Raw genomic sequence first — 359 nt, 5'->3', positions numbered from 1 at the left:
GGTCATGCTGCGCTCTCCCGAACTCTGCCGGCCTGCACGGCCGATTCCGACGTCATTTTGGCGGCCATCTCGACGATCATCATGGAGGCATCGGCGGCGGCTTTGCGATGGTTGAAGGCGACGTGATAGGACAATGGCAGGTGCTCGTCGAGATCGACGATGCGCACCTTGCCGGCGATCGGCGTGGCGCTGACGCGGCCGAGGAAAGAAACGTAGCCATGATTGGCGACGAGGTCGACGATGACAGGCAGCGAATCCGCCGCGGTGATATCCTGGCCGCGCAGGCGCCGGTTGGGCGCCCGTTCGTAGCTGAAGGCCATGGCCGCATGGCCGAGGCCGGTGCGTGGGCTCGGCATGCA

The 359-nt window shown here is 65.5% G+C and carries 1 pseudogene; it reads right to left on the bottom strand.

Annotated features, from left to right (window positions below):
• Positions 1-2 precede the first annotated feature (2 nt).
• Positions 3-359 (bottom strand): annotated as a pseudogene (locus EOD29_RS30800) (LysR family transcriptional regulator); the annotation flags it as partial.

This window comes from Mesorhizobium sp. M1A.T.Ca.IN.004.03.1.1, assembly GCF_003997555.1.
Taxonomy (GTDB): domain Bacteria; phylum Pseudomonadota; class Alphaproteobacteria; order Rhizobiales; family Rhizobiaceae; genus Mesorhizobium.
This window is presented reverse-complemented; position numbering and strand designations above follow the sequence as displayed.